General features: G+C 47.4%; 16 protein-coding genes. 6 read left to right on the top strand and 10 right to left on the bottom strand.

From position 1 onward, the window contains the following. The 4 genes from ACMXI2_RS06465 to ACMXI2_RS06450 all read right to left on the bottom strand — a co-directional run bounded on the left by ACMXI2_RS06465 (position 1) and on the right by ACMXI2_RS06450 (position 6,431). Positions 1-4,371 carry a CusA/CzcA family heavy metal efflux RND transporter gene (locus tag ACMXI2_RS06465; RefSeq protein ID WP_483780882.1) on the bottom strand — a complete coding sequence of 1,457 codons (4,371 nt, stop codon included), beginning with the start codon at positions 4,369-4,371 and terminating at the stop codon, positions 1-3. A 185-nt stretch (positions 4,372-4,556) separates the two neighbouring features. Beyond that, positions 4,557-4,937 carry a hypothetical protein gene (locus tag ACMXI2_RS06460; protein ID WP_483780881.1) on the bottom strand — a complete coding sequence of 127 codons (381 nt, stop codon included), beginning with the start codon at positions 4,935-4,937 and terminating at the stop codon, positions 4,557-4,559. Positions 4,938-5,086: 149 nt separating this feature from the next. Then, positions 5,087-5,926: an NmrA family NAD(P)-binding protein gene (locus ACMXI2_RS06455; RefSeq protein WP_483780880.1), complete on the bottom strand. Its 840-nt coding sequence runs from the start codon at positions 5,924-5,926 to the stop codon at positions 5,087-5,089. 148 nt (positions 5,927-6,074) lie between these two features. Beyond that, a complete protein-coding gene (locus tag ACMXI2_RS06450) occupies positions 6,075-6,431 on the bottom strand; it encodes a winged helix-turn-helix transcriptional regulator (protein ID WP_483780879.1) in 357 nt (118 codons plus the stop codon). 99 nt (positions 6,432-6,530) lie between these two features. Between ACMXI2_RS06450 and ACMXI2_RS06445 the strand changes: the two genes are divergently transcribed. Next, positions 6,531-7,061 (top strand): NAD(P)H-dependent oxidoreductase, encoded by a 531-nt coding sequence (locus ACMXI2_RS06445; RefSeq protein WP_483780878.1) that lies wholly within the window; start codon positions 6,531-6,533, stop codon positions 7,059-7,061. Between the two features lie 163 nt (positions 7,062-7,224). Continuing rightward, positions 7,225-8,310, top strand: coding sequence for an ATP-binding protein (locus tag ACMXI2_RS06440; protein ID WP_483780877.1), 1,086 nt, complete (start codon positions 7,225-7,227; stop codon positions 8,308-8,310). Here the strand turns inward: ACMXI2_RS06440 and ACMXI2_RS06435 are convergent. Continuing rightward, positions 8,276-9,049: a LuxR C-terminal-related transcriptional regulator gene (locus ACMXI2_RS06435; RefSeq protein ID WP_483780876.1), complete on the bottom strand. Its 774-nt coding sequence runs from the start codon at positions 9,047-9,049 to the stop codon at positions 8,276-8,278. The genes ACMXI2_RS06440 and ACMXI2_RS06435 overlap by 35 nt on opposite strands. Before the next feature lie 815 nt (positions 9,050-9,864). Between ACMXI2_RS06435 and ACMXI2_RS06430 the strand changes: the two genes are divergently transcribed. The 4 genes from ACMXI2_RS06430 (at position 9,865) to ACMXI2_RS06415 (ending at position 14,762) form a co-directional block, all read left to right on the top strand. Next, on the top strand, positions 9,865-10,599 hold the full coding sequence (locus ACMXI2_RS06430) for an SDR family NAD(P)-dependent oxidoreductase (protein ID WP_483780875.1): 735 nt from the start codon (positions 9,865-9,867) through the stop codon (positions 10,597-10,599). Between the two features lie 391 nt (positions 10,600-10,990). Further along, a complete protein-coding gene (locus ACMXI2_RS06425) occupies positions 10,991-12,421 on the top strand; it encodes a hypothetical protein (protein WP_483780874.1) in 1,431 nt (476 codons plus the stop codon). 3 nt (positions 12,422-12,424) lie between these two features. Next, positions 12,425-13,408 carry a caspase family protein gene (locus ACMXI2_RS06420; protein WP_483780873.1) on the top strand — a complete coding sequence of 328 codons (984 nt, stop codon included), beginning with the start codon at positions 12,425-12,427 and terminating at the stop codon, positions 13,406-13,408. Beyond that, positions 13,395-14,762, top strand: a complete 1,368-nt coding sequence (locus ACMXI2_RS06415) for a hypothetical protein (RefSeq protein WP_483780872.1) — start codon at positions 13,395-13,397, stop codon at positions 14,760-14,762. The genes ACMXI2_RS06420 and ACMXI2_RS06415 overlap by 14 nt, the downstream gene beginning before the upstream one ends. A gap of 15 nt (positions 14,763-14,777) precedes the next feature. Here ACMXI2_RS06415 and ACMXI2_RS06410 read toward each other — a convergent pair whose 3' ends face one another. The 5 genes from ACMXI2_RS06410 to ACMXI2_RS06390 are packed head-to-tail and all read right to left on the bottom strand — an operon-like array spanning position 14,778 to position 22,206. Further along, positions 14,778-16,100, bottom strand: a complete 1,323-nt coding sequence (locus tag ACMXI2_RS06410; RefSeq protein ID WP_483780871.1) for a MutS-related protein — start codon at positions 16,098-16,100, stop codon at positions 14,778-14,780. A 16-nt stretch (positions 16,101-16,116) separates the two neighbouring features. Further along, a complete protein-coding gene (locus tag ACMXI2_RS06405; RefSeq protein WP_483780870.1) occupies positions 16,117-17,451 on the bottom strand; it encodes a MutS-related protein in 1,335 nt (444 codons plus the stop codon). Positions 17,452-17,457: 6 nt separating this feature from the next. After that, a complete protein-coding gene (locus ACMXI2_RS06400) occupies positions 17,458-19,770 on the bottom strand; it encodes a Gldg family protein (protein ID WP_483780869.1) in 2,313 nt (770 codons plus the stop codon). Positions 19,771-19,779: 9 nt separating this feature from the next. Beyond that, positions 19,780-20,706 (bottom strand): ABC transporter ATP-binding protein, encoded by a 927-nt coding sequence (locus tag ACMXI2_RS06395; protein WP_483780868.1) that lies wholly within the window; start codon positions 20,704-20,706, stop codon positions 19,780-19,782. A gap of 27 nt (positions 20,707-20,733) precedes the next feature. Then, positions 20,734-22,206 carry a RagB/SusD family nutrient uptake outer membrane protein gene (locus ACMXI2_RS06390; RefSeq protein ID WP_483780867.1) on the bottom strand — a complete coding sequence of 491 codons (1,473 nt, stop codon included), beginning with the start codon at positions 22,204-22,206 and terminating at the stop codon, positions 20,734-20,736.

The following is a 22,206-nucleotide window of genomic DNA, read 5'->3' as shown; positions in this document are numbered from 1 at the left end:
CTAATTTTGATTGGATGACAATAAATATTCAAGCTCTATTTTCCGCAGGTTCAGTTCCTTTACGGCGTCCAGGTATTCGCTTTGCAGGGTAACGGCGTTGTTAATCAGCGTTCCCCATTCTATATAGCCGATCTCTCCGTTCTTATAGGTAAGATTAGCCGTTTGGATCATCACCTCCGCCTGTCGTAACGCGCTGCCGGTATAGTAATCCACCGCCTGCTGGTATTTCAGGTATTCACTGTGGTTTTGCTGCAATTGCGCCCACAGCTTTGTGGCAGCCACTTCCGACGACAACGCCGCGATATCCTCCATACGTGTAGCCGCCTTTATTTTTGCCCGCTGCGTTCTGGCAAAAATGGGAATGCCTACGCCAATCTGCACGGTGGAAAAACGCGTACCGCCGCCATAATAGTGATCCACCTGGTTTCTATCCATCTGCCAGCCTATGATCGACTGGTTAGAATATCCCAGGTTCCAGTCCGGCAGCAGCTTTGCTTTTTCCAGTTGTGTGTTCCCTGCTGCAATCCGGTGCTGCTGCTGGTAAAGCTGCAGCACCGGGTGCTGTGCCAGCAAAGTGGTATCGTACAGCACCACATTTGCGTTCAGTGTATCCGTAGCCGTTATAGCGCCACGCTCATTCAGCAAAGTACCCAGTTGTACACCCGCTACTTTCTCATCAGCGTAGGTCATCTGCAGCAACATTTTTATCTGGCTGGCCTGGTTCTCCAAAGATGTTTTTTCCAGCAGGTTGGTTTCTCCTTTCTCAAAACGCAGGGCAGCTACTTTTGTATACCGGGAATAGGTGCTGTCCATTTTCTCCAGCAATAACCGCCGGCTGTTGATGTATTGCAGTTGCAGGTATGCCTGTTTCACCAACCGGATAATTTCAGCTTTCTGTAAAGTGGTTTGCCATTGTGCCCCCAACCATTCCTGTTCAAAAACATTCTTTTGTTTTTTGTATAAGGCGGGGAGAGAAAACCCCTGGGCAATGGTAAACTTATTATCAAAAGAAGTGCTGTTAATATTTCCCAGTTCCCCGGTAATGGCAGTCCTCGCGGGGTCTACGGAGGAATGACGCAATGCTTCGTAATAAGATTCCTGCAAACGGCCCAACGCTATCTGCCGGTTTTGTTCTACCGCGATATGAAGCGCATCCTGCAGTGACAGCGGCTTAGCGTTCTGTGCTTTCAGTAAACCGGGACAAGCCAGCAGTAATACTATCAGCGGGGCGGCAACGGCCTTCGCGTTGGGTGACCGCCATCCTTTTTCAGCCAGGTAATACAGGCAGGGCAACACCAGCAAGGTAAGCATGGTAGCGGTAATGAGCCCGCCTATCACCACGGTGGCCAACGGACGTTGCACTTCCGCGCCCGCGCCCTGACTCAGCGCCATTGGCAGGAAGCCCAGCGATGCCACGGTGGCGGTCATCAGCACCGGTCTTAACCGATCGTGCGTGGCCTGTAAAATGATCTGCATGATATCTGTCATACCTTCTTTTTTCAACTGGTTCATTTCTCCTATCAACACAATCCCGTTTAATACCGCTACGCCGAAAAGCGCTATAAAACCAACGCCGGCGGAGATGCTGAAAGGCATTCCTCTCAGCCAGATTGCCAGTACTCCTCCTATAGCAGATAAAGGAATGGCCGAAAAAATAAGCACACAATATTTCAGGTTGCGGAATGCAAAAAACAACAGGAGGAAGATCAGCAGCAGCGCCACCGGCAGCGCTATGGCGAGGCGCCGGGTAGCATGTTGCAGGTTCTCATACTGTCCTCCGTAAGTAACGTAGTAACCCGCAGGGAATTTTACATGGCTGCCCACCTTACGTTGCAACTCCTGCACAATGCTCTGCACATCCCTTCCCCGTACGTTAAAGCCTACGGTGATTCTCCGCCGGGCATCTTCCCGCTGGATCTGGTAAGGGCCATCCTGGAGTTCAATACCGGCCAGCATATGCAGCGGCACTTGTTGTCCGCCGGGCAGCCCCACCAGCAGGTTGCCTATTTCATTGATATCCCGGCGCTGCCGGTCGTCCATACGGATCACCAGGTCGTAGCGTTTGTCCGCTTCAAACACCAGGCCCGCTATGGCCCCTGCATACGCAGCCTGCAATGTATTATTGATATCATTTATTGATACGCCAAACCGCGCAATCGCTTCCCGGTTGTAGGTAACCACCAGTTGTGGAATACCCGTCACCGTTTCTGTATAAAGATCCGTAGCCCCGTTAATGGATTGTATTACTTTGCCTAACTGACCGGCATAAGCAGAAAGCGTGTCCAGGTCGTCGCCAAAGATCTTACATACCACATCCTGCCGGGCGCCGGTCATCAGTTCATTAAACCGCATCTGCACCGGGAACTGGAAGCCGGTGGCAATACCGGGTACTTCTTCCAGTGCTGCGCTCATTTTCCCTGCCAGCTCCGGGAAGGAAGTGGCGCTGGTCCATTCCTTTTTGGGTTTCAATATTACCATCATATCAGCGGCTTCCATCGGCATCGGATCTGTCGGTATTTCACCGGAACCTATTTTGGTAACCACTTTCTGCACTTCCGGGAATTTATCCAGCAGTATCCGTGCTCCCTTCTGCGTAGTGTTGATGGTATTGGTTAAAGACGAACCCGTGAGCAGTCTTGTATCTACCGCAAAATCCCCTTCCTCCAGCTGCGGGATGAACTCTCCGCCCAGCGACATCAGCACCGGGATGGCAGCGGCAAATAATACAAACGCCAGTCCCACCACCAGCCGGGGCGTACGCAATACATTCTTCAGCAAAGGATCATAAAACCGCTGTACCGCGCGCATCATTTTATCGGCGAAGCTCTCTTTATGACTTAGCTTTTTATTTAACACCAGTGCGCCCATCATCGGCACATAGGTAAGTGACAAAATAAATGCGCCGATGATAGCAAAAGATACTGTTTGCGCCATTGGCCGGAACATTTTTCCTTCAATGCCCTGGAGGGAAAGTATAGGGAGATAAACAATCAGGATGATGATTTGCCCGAAAGCCGCGCTGTTCATCATGGTTTTGGCAGAAGATTCTACTTCATTGTCCATCTGCTCCTGCGTCATCAGGGTGGTTCCATGCAGTGAAGCGCCTTTGGTGAGCTTATGCATCACTGCTTCGATGATGATCACGGCGCCATCTACCAGCAAGCCAAAATCGAGCGCACCGAGGCTCATCAGGTTCCCGCTCACCCCAAAGAGATTCATCATGATAATGGCAAACAACATCGCCAGCGGGATCACGGAGGCTACGATCAGGCCGGCCCGGATGTTGCCCATGAATATCACCAGCACAAAAACCACGATGAGCGCTCCTTCCAGCAGGTTCCGTTCCACGGTGGAAATAGCGTTGTCCACCATTTTGGTACGGTCCAGGAAGGGTTCAATGATCACGCCTTCCGGCAGTGTTTTTTCAATTTCTTTTACCCTGTTTTTGATGCCTTTTATTACCGCCGCGCTGTTTTCTCCTTTCAGCATCATCACTACGGCGCCGGCTACTTCTCCTTCGCCGTTATATACCACAGCCCCATACCGCACGGCATGGCCCTGCTGCACTTTAGCCACATCCCTTACCAGTAGCGGCACTCCACCGCTTACCTGCTTTACCACGATATTGTTAATGTCCCCGATATTCTTGGCGAGGCCCTCACTGCGGATAAAAACCACATTCGGGCCTTTCTCAATGTAAGCGCCGCCAGTGTTCTGGTTGTTATCCCGTAAGCTTTTAAATACATCCGCTACCGTTAGTCCGAAGCTTTTAAGTTTATCAGGGTCAATGGCTACTTCATATTGCTTAACCAATCCGCCAAAGCTGCTTACATCGGCCACGCCTTCCACACTCAGGAGCTGACGGCGTACAATCCAGTCCTGTATATCCCGCAGGGCCATCAGGTCGTATTTGCCTTCGTAGCCGGGTTTAGGTTTCACTACATACTGGAATATTTCCCCCAGGCCGGTAGTCACGGGCCCCAGCTGCGGATCTCCCATGCCCGCAGGGATTTGTGGACGCACCTGCCCCAGTCGCTCGCTGATCTGCTGCCGCGCCCAGTACACATCTGTATTGTCGTTGAATACAATGGTCACCAGGCTAAGCCCGAAACGGGAAAAGCTGCGTTGCTCAATAATGCCGGGCACATTCCGTGTGGCCTGTTCTATAGGAACGGTGATAAAACGTTCCACATCCGGCGCACCAAGACCCGGCGCCGACGTGATCACCAGCACCTGGTTATTGGTAATATCAGGCACTGCATCAATAGGCAGCTGCGTCACCGAATAACTCCCCCAGCCGATCAATGCCAGTACAAACAGCAGAATGATCAGTTTATTCCTGACAGAAAAATGAATGATCTTATTTAACATGATTATCTATTGGGATATATGAATACAACAGCGTAATCACCCGCAGATACAGCACGCGCTGCACCAGCCAGGTACATGCCGGTAAGATAAATGGGATAACGCACCCCAAAACCTTTCCCGCATGCGGCCATAGGCGGCATTACGCCGGTTTCAGAAAAAATAAAAACCTGAATTGTATGATATAGCTATGCCCGGGGAGGCTGGAAAATGCTGTGTAAAAGGAGACAAGGAGGGATCTCGTCATTAATTATCTTCCATCTTACAGGGGCCTCTGTGGGCTCCTTAAATGATAATTGCGGTAAGATAGGTAATATACTTGGTGGGGTAAGCGTGAAAAAATATAAACAGGTTTTGAACGGTAACTCCATATCCTGCCTGTAATCTGCATCATATGGCTGAGCATCCACGTAATGCATCCTAAAAAATGAGGCGATGGTAATGCCGGGGCTATCACCCTTGTGTTTTATATAATGCCCCACCAGCAGCGGCAGTTTTAACACCTGCCCTGCTTCGGTGGTACCCAGCAGGTAAAGAGCCATTAAAAATATAGCGACGGCTTTTTTCACGTCCTAAAGTTATAAAAAAAAAGTAAGATGGGAGTATTCATTTCCGAAAGGGGGTATCTTTCGTATTTCAGCCTGCCGGCGGTTGCAGGAAATTTTCTCCGCCATGAAACGATGTTGTTAATCAGCTGTCATAAATTATATGCCCTTCTCTATGCATTCCAAACGCCTTCGGCAGCGGTTTTCCGGGCATATTCGGAAAAGTCGCGTGGGGCGCGGCCCAGTGCGCGTTGCACGCCATCGCTGAGATGGGCGTTCCGGCCATCCAGTACTTCGGTAAATAAGTAGGTGACCAGCCAGATGAAGTCATCCGGGATATTGTATTCAATCAGCATGGCTTTGTATTCTTCCACTGGGATGGCCTGGTATTGAATGGGTTTGCCCGCAGCTTTGGCAATTTCCTGGACAGCCTCTTCAAAGGTCATCATACGCGGACCGGTGAGTTCGTACAACTGGCCGTTATGGTCTTCTGTGGTAAGCGCCGCAACAGCTACATCTGCAATGTCTTCCACATCAATAAACGGCTCAGCCACGTTTCCGGCCGGGAGCGCTACATGGCCGGCCAGCAGCGGGTCTACAAGATAGCCTTCACTGAAATTCTGGTTAAACCAGGCGCACCTGACGATGGTCCGGCTGATTCCACTGTTCATAATAATCTGCTCACATGCCTGGGCTTCCTTCTCTCCCCGGCCGGATAGCAGCACTATTTTCCTGACGCCGCTTTTTATAGCTGTTTGGGTAAGTGAACGTACCTTATCCACTGCGCCAGGTATGGCCAGATCAGGATGATAGCTGAGATATACGGCATCAATACCCTGTAAGGCGGGCTCCCAGGTGGTTTTATCTTCCCAGTCAAAAGAAGGATTAGCAGAACGTGATCCGATACGTACGGGCCAGCCTTTTTCTTTTAGTTGTGCGGCTACCCTGCTGCCGGTTTTACCGGTGCCACCTAATACGAGTACTGTTTGTTTTGTGGTATTTGCTGTTTTCATGATCTATTTTTTCTCAAAGCTACTATGGCGGTCAGCCGGAAAATAGAACAAAACCGACACGGCGATTTTTTTTGTAATAATATATGCAGCCCCCGGTGTGCTGTCCTTTCTCTTTAAAGAAATACTTACTTCAGCACTTGTAATTCTTTTACTTTAGATCTTTATGTTTCTGTCCCCACTTCTCGAGGTGTTTGATGATGGGTTTCAATTCGTAGCCGATGGGGGTTAGTTCGTATTCTACCCGTGGTGGCACTTCTGTGTAAATGGTTCGTTTCACAATTTTGTTTTCCTCCAGTTTCCGCAGTTGCAGGGTCAGCATTCGTTCCGTTATGTTTGGCAATTTTTTCTTCAATTCGCCGAATCTGAGTTTTCCGTTTACCAACCAGGAACAAATTACCAAAGCCCATTGTCCGCCAATAATGTTTGCAGCATAAGCTTCCGGACATTCATCGGCCAGTGCTTGTTTGTTGGCAAAGTTTGTAGATGTTTCTTTTATCTTAGACATTACTTACATTTTTTATAGTACGTTACATTTGGTTGCTAACCTACAACATTTAGGCTATGCACTTTATCTTTGCGTCGAATAATTTTAAGCTTAGATAAAATGAAGACATTGGTAATCATCATCCATCCCGATATGGAAAATTCGGTTGTTAACAGGAGATGGATGGAAGAATTGAATAAATTTCCTGACAGATATACAGTTCACAGGTTGTACGAAGTTTATCCTGATGAAAAAATTGATGTACCGGCAGAACAAAAACTGGTGGAGCAATATGACAAAATTGTATTTCAGTTTCCATATTACTGGTTCAATTGTCCCCCGCTTTTCAAGAAATGGTTAGATGAAGTTTTGACTCACGGATGGGCTTATGGAAGTAAAAGCGGTTATAAGGTTTCGGGAAAGAAAATTGCCCTGGCTATCTCATTGGGATTGGATGAACGTGAATTGGGTCCAACAGAAGTATATAAATATTCCCTGGAAGAATTAACCCGTCCATTCGAGCTTACTTTTGAATATATAAAAGCTGATTACAAACCCCTGTTTGCATACTATGGGATTGAGTACAATTCTTCTGCTGAATGGATTGAAAAAAGCGTTCCTCTATATCTGGATTTCTTAAATGCTTTATAAAGATCTTACTTAATGCTCCGGGTTTAATACTCATTTCCTGCAGATTATTAATCCCGGGCAGTCTTGTTATTTCAATGCTTTTTTTGGGGAAGCCGGTATATTATTTCTGTCAACTTATTATATTTACCCTCGATTATCCAACCGCTGCCATCCCGAACTGCTCATGAAAAAAACTATTACCCGCGGAAACATGTTCCGTCAGCTGAAGGCTGACCTCGGAGGTAAGGACTCTTACCGCGGGGTTACGCTTACTTATACGTGGCTGGCAAATCAGTTTGGTCACTTCTCACTGGGGTTTATTCCCGCTTTCATTTTATACCTGGTGCTGAAGAACCGCATAGAGGAAACGCGTGCCGCACTTACCGCCGCCTGGAGCATCAGCGCCGTATGGCTGGTATTTGAGGCCATCAACTTCCTGTGGCCGTTGACCTTTGGAAAAAAAGGCGGTGTAAAGTCCTATGTATTTCAGCCTGCCTGGGGAAATGTGGCTTTTGACACCATCACCGACCTGTTGTTTTTCTGGCTGGGTGCTTTTTTCTGTTCCCTGTTATGCAAAGACACCACGGTGGCCAGAGTGGTAGTCATCGCAACTGCCACATTGCTCCTGTATCCTACCTATTACTGGTATCTTACCAAAATGTACCTGCAAACACCCGGCTATCCGTTTCAGTTCCGGCTGAGCCAGTGGAGTACAGAGCAGATTGCCCCGGAGGATATCGGCCTGATCAGGCGTTTCCTGGACAGCAATACACAGGGCATGCACCTGTTCCTGTTTGGCCCCAAGAACAGCGGCAAAACAAGTTTGAGCGTGGCAATAGCTACCGAGTTATCCATCCGCCACTATTCCGCGGTATATACGTCCGCCATGAAGCTTTACTGCATGTTTTATGAGCAGGACGATGACTCCACTGCCGATGTGCTGTGGACCTGGCGCAAAGCTTCCATACTGGTGATAGATGATATTAACCCCGGCAACCCGGTTAAGGAAGACCTGATCACATCCGATCGCTTCCTCAGCTTTGTGGATGGCTCTTCTACCAACGACATTAACAGAACCGCGCTGAAGGATACCAATGTTATCTGGGTATTGGGCAATGACGATCAGGACCGTAAACTATCTGCTGCCTGGCAAAACATGCTGCACAGCATAGGTGTGGAACGGGAAAAAATGCTTTCACTCAACCTGGAACGGTATGCCCGGAAAAACAAAGCGGCTAAGGCAGAATATGATTTGCAAATGCAAAGCTGATGAGGTGGGTCAGGCTTTTTACACCGAAACGTTTATACATCGGTAAGATCCTTTTTTCGATAGCCGACTGTGACACTCCAAACCGGGCAGCAATTTCCTTGAAGGAATAACCCTCAGCCACCAACGAAAGGGCGTCTTTCTCTTTTTCAGAGATGGCATAATACCGGAACAGCTGCTTGTTCAGCTCTTCTTCAAACTCAGACTTTTCCGGTCCGTAGGCGGCATAGCGCATCACGTTTCCGAATTTAATGCTCTCATTTTTCTGGGAGTGGCCAATGATGCTGGTCACCTTCCCCTGTTCTGTGGTAAATACGCCCACTTTGCTGATCAGGGGTACCGGCGTACCATTTTTATGGATCTTTTTTAATTCGATGGTAAAGCTGTATTGCTCGTCGCCAATAAATTTATTGTGCAGGAACATCAGGGCTTTATCGTTCAGTTCATTGGAAAAAGGGGCATATTCGGGTGCAGTGATATTTACAATGGTGAGCATGCTGATTTCATGATCTGCATAGCCGAGCAATTCCTCCCAGCCATCAGCATACAGCATCTTATTTTCTTTAAAGGAGTAAATATAGATGGCTTCTTCCGCAAACCGGCGGATCGTATTTTTAAAATGCAATGCCTCCGGGCTGGTGAGATCAGCCGGAACATCAGTTATAAATCCTTTCGAGTAACTACCAAACGCCAACTTATCAGGATGCATCTTTTTGATCGTAAAAATAATAAAGAATCGCATAACCTGCGAATTTTCGCAGTTGATTGCCTGGCTTCTGCACTATACTTTTGCCCCTGTAATACAATCCTATATGGATTAACAAGAAGAATAGCTGATGGCCTTTTATCCGGAGATCCCATCAAACACATACCTGGCAACAGTTTGTAGTAATGATGGCATCTCGGTAACACCCCAATTTTAGTTTTTAATAGTGTGTCTTAACGTCATTGTTGATAACCCGGCCCCATCAATAAATACAATGTTCCCCAGACCGGTGCAGTAATACAGAGCTGCACCGGTTTTTTTTGACTGGAGATACCAGTTACTATTTTGCTTTTTACTCACCCGCTGTCCCAGTTCTTTTCCCGCTTTGGCATATGCGTCACCAATCCGCTTACCTGTAGCGAACTGTCCCTTTCCCTCCATTTGTCGCCTTTTCCGGGCTCTTTGACATCTTTTCTGCTTTTTTCTTTTGAGATAGTTCGCTTCTTTGCCCTCTATTCCTACGGTTACTTTATTGTAGTCAAAGGATACGCCCAGTTCGGTAACGGCCTTCAGGAAATCAAGCTTGCCTTTACCAGCTCTTGTGCTTTTAACTGGTTTGTTGTCATCATAGCCGCCACCAACATCAGCATAGTAGAGATTTTTTTCATCCGGTAGGGGATCTTTTTTTTAAAAAATAATGGAAGTTAACGCCAACATCGGGCTGAATATCCATTCCGATATGCTTTGTGATATCAGTAAAAGAAGATCCTGACACCGTTCCCGTTGCATTGCCGGAAATTACGTTTCCGGCAATGCAACTAATATCCGGACAATGACTATTTTTATGATCTATGAATCTTCCTGCTATCAAAACAGTCCTTGTCCTCGGCGCCAATTCCGATGTGGCCAAAGAAGCAATATTACTGTACCTGGAGAAAGGCTATCATGTTATGGCTGCTTCACGCAGCACCGGCGACATCGCGTCGTTTATGAAAGCCAGGAAAGCAGCTGATCAGCAACTGACTATCTGCTATTTTGATGCCACCGCTTTTTCCGGTCATGCAGGATTTTACGCCGGCCTGCCTGCCAAACCTCACATCGTGGTATACGCTGCCGGATTCCAGGTAACCAACGAACAAGCACTGGTAGATTGGGAAGGCAGTTACCGGATGATCAACGTGCATTATGCCGGCGCCCTGTCTATTCTTAATATCATCATTACCGACAAGGAAAACGATCACCTGGAAAGGATCATCGGGCTATCGTCGCTTTCCGGCGTACGCGGACGCAAGAGTAACTTTGTATATGGGAGTACCAAAGCTGCATTCACACAGTATCTTGCAGGACTGCGGCAATACCTGTTCTCCAGGAAAATTATTGTTAATGTAATAATAGCGGGGTATATCCGCAGTAAAATGACAGCAGGGCTTGACCTTCCCGAATACTTACTGATGGAGCCTTCCTTTATTGCACAGAAAATAGTGAATGCCGGGAATCGTTTTGCCATTGTGCCGGGAGCCAAATGGAAGATCATTTACCAGGTACTGAAATATATGCCGGAGAAGCTGGCGGCGAGGCTACCTTAGATGCACTTCGTCTATAATAGCCACCCGCTGCTGTTGGCCACCGGAAAGCAATGATGCCCGCTTATGCGCCTGGTCGGCTACCCCGGGCAATTTAAGGAGTTCGCCCGCACGGTGCTCTATTTCGGAAGGCGGATACCTTCGCAATTTAAGCGCAGGCAACAAGGTATACAAGTATTTTGGTTTTCATAAAAAAGAACCAATAATTTTTTCAGATAAAACTAACCCGGCAGACCTCTCCCTGTACAATAAATTTGAATTTCTATAAAAATGACCGATATTAGAGATCAGGAAAAGAAGCCCCAAAAGACGAGTAACTCCAAACCAGTACCCCAATAATCCCAAATAAAAATGGGCCTTTCCGTGTATTCAAATCATCCCCAAAAAAAAGATCATGGAAGCACTTGAAAAAATCTTCTTTGTGAATGTTGGCGCCGATGGCACTTTTGCCGGTTCCGGCCACCTGTCCTCTACTCCGGCCGATGTAGAACAAATCTTTAGCTTCCTTGAAGAAAAAGATATCGAAAAACTGCTGATCTATTTTCACGGTGGATTGGTCAGCGAAAAAAGCGGGCTGAAAGCAGCCGCCGTCATGAAAGAACACTTCGCCGATACAGCAGCAAAAAGACATACCGTTGCCTTTGTATGGGAAACCGGTCCTGCTGAAGTAGTGATGCAAAACCTGAAAAACCTGAAAGCGCTCACCGGCAAAGGCGTGTTCGATGAGATCGTGAAATTCGTTACCAAACTGGTGGCTAAAAAACTGGGGCTGGATGATGCCAAAGGCGGCGGCACCTACCTCAGCGACGAAACCATTGCCGCAGAAAAACAAAAGATCGAGCCTTTTGAAGACCTCGACAGATCACTGGATGCCCGCGGTGGAACACCTCTTGAAATAGATGAGGAAGACGAGAACTACAGCACCTACTACGCCAAACTGGAAACAGAAGCCAAAGGGCTGGTGAGCGCCGAAGGATCGGACGAACTTAAATATGAACAGGTCGCAGGCGATGAAGCGGCCAGGGGCGGAATGCTGTTTGTAGCCAAAGTAGTAGCGCAAATAGCCTTTGCCGTATTAAAACGCTACTTTAAAAAAACGCACCACGACTTCTACCCTACCATCATGGAAGAAGCCTTCAGAAAACTGTACCTGGATAAAATTGGCGGCTGGGGCTGGAAACAGATCAAAGATAAATCCGGCAACATGTTCAGCAGCAACAACGGGCGAACCGGTACCAACCTGCATGCCGGCACGCACTTCCTCTCCCTGCTGGATGCACACCTGCAAAAACAAAAGGCCGCAGGGAAAAAACTGGATATAGAACTGATTGGACACAGCGCCGGCGCCATTGCCGTATGCAACCTGCTCGAAGCCACTACCAACCATTTCAATGCCGTTACCTATAACAACGTTTTCTTCCTGGCGCCCGCCTGCAGAACAGACTTCTTCCTCCAGAAAGGAAGTCCTGCGCAGGAAAAAGGCGTGTTCAAACATTTTAAGATGTTTACAATGGACGAAAGCAACGAGAAAAAAGATCATTGCATTCCCTTTACATACACCCATTCCCTGCTATACCTGGTGTCCGGCCTTTTTGAAGAAGAAGTGGATGCCAAAATTATGGGGCTGCATGAACAACTGAAAGCAACCGGCCGCTACGAAGGCTTTGATGAACTGAAAAAACTGAATCAGTATATCAGCAATAATAAACTGATCCTCTCCACCGATCTTGAAAATGCAGACGAAAGCCTGCGCTGCAGCTCTCTTAAACACGGCGATTTTGACAACGACACACTCACTTTAACCGCTATTCTAAAAAGTATTTAACTTATGGAATATGCAATTATAATAGGTATTGACCATTATGATAAAAGGGCACTCTCCGGGGCAGTAGCCGATGCAGCAGCATTTGCAGAATTCCTGACCGACATGCATCTCGTTTCCAACCCCGACAATATCAAACTACTGAAATCCGATGCCAGCAACCAGATTGTGATTGGCTACGAAATTGATAATGCCATTGAAGCCATCACAGAAAGTGCGAAAACACACCGGAACGAAACCAATCGTATCTATTTCTATTTTTCCGGCCACGGCATCGGCAATACCTTTAACAATACCGCATTATGCATGCGGTTCTGGCCCAAAATGATTAATCACTGTATCTCCAGCCTGGACTACTTAACCGGGCTGATTAACAAAGGGATCTTTGATGAAGTACTACTGTTCCTTGACTGCTGCCGGGAAAACGACACGATGATAAAAGGTCTCCCTCCTATTGGCGACTGGCAGAATAAAGTAGGAGAACGCGTACCTAAAGTATTGGTATGCAATTCCACCATCTACGGGAAATTAAGCTATGAAGTATCTATCGACTCCAATCAGAAAAGAGGCGCCTTTACCTCCTTTCTCATCGAAAGCCTGAAAGGCGATGCCGATATCAACAACAGCGGAAGGATCACTGCACTGGACCTGAAACAACACATAGAAAACAATTTCCCTACCTACGCCCTGAAATACAATAAGATCCAGAACGGCAGCGCCTCCACCGACAATGGCGGCGATAATATCGTGATCTGCGAAGTAAAAAAACTGGAAGAAGCCTACAACTTCGAAATCACCTTTGACCGTAATTCCAATGTGACCCTCTATAATAAAAACGCAGACAAACTGCGTACAGATAATGTGGTTATAGGAGATAAATGGCACTACAAACTGGAAAAAGGGAATTATGTTTTACTCGACAACGTAAGTGGTGAACAAAAAACTATCATCAACTTCTCTGAAAATACTGTGGGTTATGAACAATTCTGATGCTAAATTCCATATTCTCGTAGCTTTCAACCAACCAGTGGAGGGATTACACCTGGTGCTCGTAGATGGCGATCTGCAGATCATTTATGCCGGGTACACTTCCCAGTTGGACATGTTTGTGGAAAAAGGCATCTACCGCCTGAAAGTGAACCTGATCGACTATTACCAGGAATACCTCCTCATTGTAGATGCCGATAAAACATTTCACTTCGACTTCGACTACCCCTCTGTTGCACCCATCTTATCTTTCAAAGCCACCCATGATTACTTATGCAAAAATCTTGAAGCATTCAGCATACAATCCACCAACCCCGATACACCGGACCGGCCCAACTTCCTTTTCTTCGGCGCCAAATACGACAAAAACACCTTCCCGGAACTCGTTCCTGTTACATTGCTTACCAGTTACTCCATTCTCAGCAGCAGCAATGAAATGCTGATTGAATTTAATGCCGCTAATACCCGCTTTAATAATGAAGAAGGCTGGTTTATTTTTTCCGGCAAACTGGATAACGGATTATACTTCCTGAAAGCCAATGGCACAGAAGATCCCAGGATCTTTCCCTTCTATATATACGATCACTATCAAACCCAATTCCTGATCCGCTATCATAATAAAGCGGATATGGAGAACTGCTTTTTCTTTTATTCCAACAAACAATCATTCCGCCGGGAGGCGGAAGAATACCTGGTGCTGGACAAAATCATGTATGCGTTCAAAGACTATAAAAATTTCCAGCAGCTCACCGACAGCGATCACGGGATCATCCGGGAGCATCCTTTCCTGGTAACGCTTGTCCGTGCCCTGCAAATGCTGGCCACCGGGGAAAATACGGACTTTACAGACTGTGAATTCCTTCCCCTCCCCGATCTTGACCTGCTGGCGGGCAACAAACAGCTCATTGAATTAAATAATCTCTTGCCGGTGCTGTCTGCCGTGATGACCCGCTTTGCCGTTAACGAAAATAACAGCGGGATTAATTTTGAACAGGAGTTGCTGATAGATATGGTGATCGATTACGTTAAATATGATCTTTACTGGAATAATTTTTCGCAGATGGATGCACCTTACAGCAATCTCACCGGATTCATGAACCGTTTGGACGAGCTTACGAGAAGCTTTATTACACATCCCTACATCATTAATGTAAAAGGCAATACCTACCAGGAACGGCTGATCCAGGCCGTTACCCGCCTGATCGCCACCAACCAGACAAGGGAAGCCATTAAATTGCTCACAAGAGCAGATAGCATTTCCACGATCGCGCAACAATTAAATTTACCCACCAGCCAGGTGTTCAGGAACTTCGATACCTACAACGATATTTATAATAAGATAAAGCCCACGCAATGAGAGACCTCTGTCTTACTAAGACAAAATAATTTCCAGGATCCCCTCATTTTCTATGATCATCATGCCGTGCCGGTCGGTAGTGATACCGGATTCAAGCTGGTAAGTATACCTGGGAACGACGCCTTCCATCACGGTTGGCAGATAAGCAAACTGCAGATTATCACATCGCTGTTTTAGTGTTTCCCCTACCTCAATGATATGAGTGGAGATAATAAAGAAGGAATTCCTGTATTGGGAAAAGGCTTCCGTTACCGCCAGGGTGGCATCGTACGCATCTTTTACATTGGTGCCTTTAAATAATTCGTCAAAAATTACAACCAGGTTCTTTTTCTGACTCACTTCTGCGGCCACATTTTTTACCCGCATCACTTCCGCATAAAAATGGCTATACCCCAGGCTCAGGCTGTCCGGTACGTTGATAGAGGTATATAATCCATCTCTCACCGCAAACTTCATCGAGGCGGCGGCTACCGGGAATCCCATATGCGCCAGGTATACCGCAATGCCAAAAGATTTCATCAAGGTGGATTTCCCGGCCATATTGGCGCCGGTGAGGAACATCACATTCCGGTTCAGGTGAAGGGATAAAGAATTAGGCACACCATTGTCCAGCGCCGGATGCCGGAGTCCATCCATCTGCATTAAATGATCCGTTACCGGCAGCGCGGCTGCATAAGAGAAATTTTTCTCCCGCGCCACCTGGCTCACTGCTGTGTAAACATCCAGCAGGTAGATATTTTCCAGGATGGTTTCCATTTCCTTTCGCAGGGTATTACGCAACAGGAAATCATAGCGGGCCACTTTTATCAGCGGCAACTGTGTTGCGTCTTTTTCTTCGGTAAGCCATTTTAACCGGTGACCGGAAAAAATATCCAGCAACATTTTTACCTGTTCCCGGAAAGGATGCGGATGGTTATCATCCATATGACCTAACAGCTCCTTCAACGCGTTTAATGCGGCTATACAAGCCAGCAGCCCGTTGTGCAGTATAGTAAACTGGTCATCTCTCAACAGCGAATGCCAGACCTTTTTTTTCACCGTAGTAATCATTTCCGATACCCTGTTACCGGCAGATCCCATGCCCAGGTAATTTTCCGCTGCCCGGAAGGAGCCGTTCTGAAAGGGAAACTCCAGCTGCTTTTCCTGGAAGTACCGGAACGTGCTGCTGCGCCGGTTGATCTCCTCCGGCGTTGTAAGCGGATGCTGGAACATAGATTCCAGTAACCGCTCACCGCCTGCTGTGCGCACTTTATTAAAAAGACTGTAAATAGAATGCGACTTATATTTACCCAGCAGGTTCAGGTCATCCAATGTTTGTTTATCGGCAATGAAGCTCATATTATTATCATTTAATTCATTTTGAGATACCTGCCCGGAGCATATCGAGGATACCCTCATTATTGATGATGATCATACCATGACGGTCGTCCGTTATACCATTTTCCAGTTTGTACGTATACACGGGTTTGTTACCATCCATACGTGTAGGGAGGTAAATAAAATGAACATTATCACAGGCTTGTTTTAATACCTCCCCGGCCTCAATGATATGGGTGGAAATCACAAACAGGCTGTTACGTTTGGTGGCAAAGGCTTTGGTGATGGCAATAGTAGCTTCGTGGGCATCTTTTACGTTGGTACCGCGGAACATTTCATCAAAAACGATCAGCAGGTTTTTACCCTGACTGAGTTCATGCGCCATCTTTTTCACGCGCAGCACTTCCGCGTAAAAATGGCTGGCGCCCATCCCAAGATTATCCGGAAGATTTATTGTAGTGTAAATGCCATCCAGCACTGAAAACTCCATGCGGGTGGCCGGTACCGGGAAACCCATATGCGCGAGGAACAGCGCAATGCTCAGCGATTTCATGAAAGTAGACTTCCCGGCCATATTAGCGCCTGTCAGGAAAATAACGTTGCCATCCGGGGTTATCCCGATAGTGTTGGCAACGGCATTTGGCACCTGCGGGTGATACACGCCTTCCAGGGTTACCATCAGGCGGCTTTTTTGCAGGGCAACCGGGAACACAAATCCCCGTTCCTTTGCCACCTTTGCCACGGCGATGTATACATCGAGATAATAGATATGCCGCAGCAGTTTTAAAATAATGTCCCGGTGGCGGAAACGGAAAATACTGTCGAAAGCAGCCATTGTAGCGGCCGACAGCTTGTCTTTCCCCGTTTGTGTTATCACGGGGTTCAGCGCAGGGTCTGTCAGCAGTGCAGCAATAGCAGCTTTCTCGGTTTTGTAATAAGGCATTCCCGCTACTTCCGGTGAGTGAATAAAATCATGCAGTCCTTTTATCAGCCTGGCAAGCGCCATCACTCCCTTGCGGATCTGAACAGCGTCTGCATCCGGTGCAATAAGGCTGCTGAGTTTTTTAGTGACCGCATGTTCTTCTATGGTGAGCCTGGTCCGTTCATCCGTATTTGCGAGATAAGGTTCTGCTGCATCAAAGAGTGTATTCTCAAACGGGAACACGGTTTCCTTTGCGGCAAAATGCTGAATGAGACCACTGCGGCGGTTAATCATCTGCTCGTCCGACAGCGGGTACTGGAACATTTCATCCAGCACCGCTGCACCACCTCTCGTGATGCAGCGGTTAAAGATATTGAAGATGGAATCTCCGCCATGTTTGCCAAAGATGTTAAGATCTTCCAGTGTTTGTTTATCTGTTGTAAATAGCATAGAGTTTTATTTCCGCTTCCGCCTGATCAGCAATATAGCGCCAAAAGCAATCATGATTCCCGGCATCACCCACAGGTAGATGATCTTCAGCAGATCTACATCGTCGAGCGATACTTTTACCCGGTTGTCTTCCGACTCCGGACGGTGTGTATCTATCGGGAACTGTTTGTAATCCAGCCAGCTGAATAATGCGGTAATGAAAGGGAAGTTAGCGGTTTCCACATCAAACCTGTTCAGGTTGGTATTGTTCATGAAATCGGCATCGCCGGCTACAATGATGCGTTGCTCTTTACCGTTCACTTTGCGGGTCATGCTGATCATCACCGGCAATGCTTTTCTCTCATCGCCGGCGGCCGCATCGTATACCACCTGTGCTGAATCCAGTACCATTGCCGTTTTCCTGAGCCAGCTCTTTTGGGCATCGGTAACCAGCAACGGCTCAACGGTGAAGGAACTACTGCTGCAGGTAAGACCCGTAACGCCCGGCATTGCCACTTTCAGGCTGTCTTTCACTGTTTTAGCTACATCGGCTGATAAAGATACTGCCAGCGGAGTTAACTGCGGCAATACGATATCCGGCGTAAGTTCCTTGCTGGGTTGGGCTACCACGCCTTCCATCATCTGCACGCCCAGTTTTTGCAGGATAGGATTGAGCACCGTTTGCTTGCCCGTTTCCCCGGCAATGAGCAGGTTTCCTCCTTTATCGATATACTGTTCCAGTTTGGCCAGCGTAACCGCACTGAGGGCCGTTTTAGGGTCTGCCAGCACCAGGGCGGCGACACCTTCCGGGATATCGCGCGAATCCAGGGAGATGGTGTCTGAATCGAAGCCCTGGTTAATGAGGGAATACCGGAATGTTTTTGTATTGGTGATAGTCATATATTCCCTGGCGCCTACTTTATAAATATCCCTTTCCAGGTTGCCGGTTACAAACAGGATCTTTGGTAATTTAGCCAGCAGTAAACGTTTAAACGCGGCAGAAACTTCTGTTTCACTTGGCCATGTCATAGGATCATCAAATACCCGGAGAAAAGTAGAGCGGTCTTTGTATTTTAAATGCATTACGAACCTGTTCAGTTCCGGTTCCAGGTCAATTATTTTTTTGATTTCTTCAGGCGTTTTAAACTCTCCTACCTTCATGCCTAATCCACGGATGGATTGTTCCGCCGCTTCTTTAACGGTTTTGTTGGGATACATTTTAGAAAACGGGAACTGCGGATTATCCAGCGGTTCAGCGTAGTAGTTCACAAACCGGAATGTGATATCCGGTTTGAAACGGGTATAGAGATCCCAGTTACCCAACAGCCTGTTACGCTGCTCAGGTATTCCCATCCACACAAATCTGCCCAAAGCATTGTTATAGGTGGTCACCTCCAGTGGTTCATCTCCCAACTCCTTTATAATCCGCTGAGCATTGGGTGTGAGGGTTTGTTCCTGGTGAACCGTGGTATCCGTATAGGTTGTAAAGGCAGGCCGGGAACTGATATAGCCCACAGCCAGGCCAATAACCACCACGATCACATATCTCATCGCTTTCACCATAAATGGCCTGGATTCCATGCCTGATTTCAGCTTGAAATAGGTGAAGCCGATGAACATAAAGATGATAACGAGGAAATATAATACATCTTTACTGCTGATTAAACCAAACAACATTTTTTGCGTACGTCCCTGGATAGACAGGAAATAAGCCAGATCCCTTACAAAATCGATGCCCTGCCACAGCGTACCTATAAAACTAAGAATGCCGATCATTACAAAAGTACATACCGCTGCCACCACCTGGTAGGTAGTTAAACTGGACATAAATAAGCCGATGGCGGCGTACGTACACAGCAACAGGAAAAGGCCCAGTATAGCAGACAACATGATACCGCTATCCATTGATTTGATCTGCCACATTCCGGCCACAATGAAAACACTCATGGCGACCACCATCAGCAGGCTGTAGATGAGCATAGCCAGGTACTTACCCAGCACAATGTCCCGCACTTTGATGGGAGAAGAATACAGCAGCTTAATGGTACCACTGCTGGTTTCCCGGCTGATCAATCCCATTGTAAGCAAGGGTATATAAAGATAAAGTTTCTGCATCACGTTATCGAATACGCTCATCTGACTGGAAAAGATCTTTGTGGTCAGATGGTCCATATAGCGTAACTGTTCGCCGCCCATTTCCTGCATGCCGGCGTATCCTTTCAGTTGAAGGAAATAGGCGATACCGCATTGAATAAAAAAGGCAACCAATAAGAACCAGGCAATGGGAGAATAGAACAGTACCCGCAGTTCTGTTTTTGCAATTCTGAATATTGTCTTCATTAAATATTTTTATTGAGATGATTGACTGGATAATTGTTTGAAGATCTCATCGAGTGCTGTTTTATCGAGATTGATTTCGCGCAGCCGCCATCCGTTCTGCACGCTGGCAATGATCAGCTTTTCGGTGATATCCTGGCTGCCATTGAAGTACAGGCGCACCTGTCGTTCTGTGAGAAAATCCACTTTGGTAACGCCTTCTGTCTTCAACAGCTCAGTGGCAGCCGGTGGATTTTCCAGGTGCATCATTACACTGTGTGGTTCCACATAGTTGTTGAATGCATCCATGCTATCAGAGAATACGATTCTTCCGTTTTCAATCATCTTGATTTCTTTACAGAGCAATTGTATTTCAGAGAGAATGTGAGAAGAAAAGATAACGGCCCGGTCCTGTGCAATTTCTTTGATCAGGGAGCGGACTTCTGTAATCTGGTTGGGATCGAGGCCATTGGTAGGCTCGTCCAGCACTACCAGGCGGGGACGGTGAACGATAGCCTGTGCAATGCCTACACGTTGCCGGTAGCCGCCGGAAAGATTGCGGATCAACCGGCTGCTGAAGTGGTCGATGCCGCAACGTTCCTTGGCTTCTTTTATGGCTGGTTTCATTCTGTCTTTTGGCAATTGTCTTAATCCGGCGCAATAACCCAGGTATTCATCTACCGTCAGATCCATGTACAGCGGCGGGTTCTGTGGCAAAAAACCTATCTCTCTTTTTGCGAGTTGCGGGTCTTCGCGCATGTTGATCCCATTGATGTATACACTTCCCTCTGTTTGGTTCAGGGCGCCGCAGAGGATGTTCATGGTGGTGGACTTACCCGCCCCATTGGATCCCAGCAGTCCTACAATGCCGGTTTTGTTGATCTCTATATTGATATCACGGATCGCCCATGAGCTGCTATACTTATGAGACAGGTGCTCAAGCTTTACAATGCTGGTCATATCGTGTTGGTCTGTTTTTTTATTGAATTATGGATTATCGGGCATGCCCGGGTTGTTCTGTATAAAGTAGGGCGGTATTTTCATCACCAGGCGGTTGGGCTGCTTCAATGTAATGACCGTAGTTGTTCCATTGGTGTTGTACAAGGTATGCGTGATCGGCTTACCGCTGAAAATGGGATCTACCGATAATCTGCGCATATCAAACCAGCGGTATCCCTCCTGTGCAAATTCACGGATACGCTCATCGATGATATATTTTATCAGCGCTACCTGGTTGCCCGCAATGGCTGCCGGCACAGGGGCATCTGCAGATGGCATGCGGTTCCTTCTCAATGTTTCCAGGTCTGAAACTGCGCCGCCCAGGTCGTTTGTTCTGGCCCTGCATTCGGCCCGTAGCAGGTACAGTTCGGGCAATTGCAGGCCGTAGCGCGACCAGGTAATACCATATTTGCGCAACCTGCCGCCAGGATTGGGGTTACCGTCCAGGTCTTTATTGGTATACAATAACAAGCGCTGATCATGAGGCCCATACAGGGCTGCGGTGGCCGGCATCAGTACCAGTCCGTCGGTCCCAAACATATTCCCCCGGAACGGACCATTGTAATAAACTTTAGAAAGAATTGCTTCCCTGGTATCATTGCGGTTAACGCCCGGTCCCTGCGGGCCGAAAGTTGGATCTACGGGCAGGAATGCGCCACCCGGTGCAAACTCCACGTTGTAATTATACAGCACCGGTGCGCCGTTGGCCGCAATATCGGTGAACGCATTATTCAGCAATGGCAAGGCATCCGCATAGCGGCCCATGAATACATACACTTTGCCCAACAGCCCGGCCACCGCGGGTTTGGACATACGCGTAACAATGCTGGGGCGCACAGGTACATCCGCCAATGCTTCTGTAAGGTCTTTAATAATAAAATCATAGCTCCCCTGTACGCTGCCGCGGCTGAACTCCGGCACAGTAATATCCGCTTTGTCAATAATCGGAAAACCCGGATCTGTGGCGGCCGTAGCTGCGTCGTAAGGTTTTGCGTAATAATTGATAAACTGGAAATTCGTCCAGGCGCGGGTAGCTTTTGCTTCGGCGAGGAGTTGCTTTTTTTGCGCGTCTGACCCGCCAGAAGATTCCATCACTTCCCCGATGATCTTATTGATCAGGTACATATATTCCAGTCCTTCCCGTAGCATAAAAGGGTACGACAATTCATCGCCAGGCTTATAGATGCTGTCGGCCCATTGAAAAAGCCGCGGCATCCATACCGAGCCCCTGTTCAGAAAAGCCGCTTCCGCGCCGGTTTCATCTCCCATCGAAACAGCTTCCTGCAACCCCGAACCATCGTTCATATAAAACCAGGGATTGTTCATCAGTTTATCATAGTCATCGGTGGTGGTAGCTACCTGGCTACCTTGTGGCACTACCTCCAGGAAATCCTTTTTGCAGGCAACCAAAGAAAAGAGCAGCATTATATATAAGAAAGGACAAATTATTTTCTTTATCAT

The sequence above is a fragment of the Chitinophaga sp. G7 BAM 1005 genome (assembly GCF_057126945.1).
This window is presented reverse-complemented; position numbering and strand designations above follow the sequence as displayed.